This is a genomic window from Bacillus sp. SIMBA_008, assembly GCF_046535495.1.
GTDB classification, from domain to species: Bacteria; Bacillota; Bacilli; order Bacillales; family Bacillaceae; genus Bacillus; species Bacillus subtilis.
The window spans coordinates 1-245 of record NZ_JAWRWL010001058.1 but is presented as its reverse complement, the minus strand read 5'-3'; the positions used below and the strand labels follow the sequence as shown (position 1 = coordinate 245).

The 245-nt window shown below is 36.7% G+C and carries 1 protein-coding gene; it reads left to right on the top strand.

What is annotated here, in order from left to right; translation table 11 throughout:
- Positions 1 to 245, top strand: a 245-nt coding sequence (locus SB658_RS26660; protein ID WP_410603507.1) for a class I tRNA ligase family protein, incomplete at both ends; no start/stop codon positions are given.

Below are 245 nucleotides of genomic sequence, written 5' to 3'. Positions count from 1 at the left end.
GCATATTGAATGCTCAGCAATGGCGCGTAAATACTTAGGAGATACAATCGATATTCATGCTGGTGGTCAAGACTTGGCATTTCCTCATCATGAGAATGAAATTGCGCAGTCTGAGGCATTAACAGGAAAAACATTTGCACGTTATTGGATGCACAATGGATATATTAATATTAATAATGAGAAGATGTCTAAGTCACTGGGGAACTTCATTTTAGTTCACGATATCATTAAACAATATGATCCAC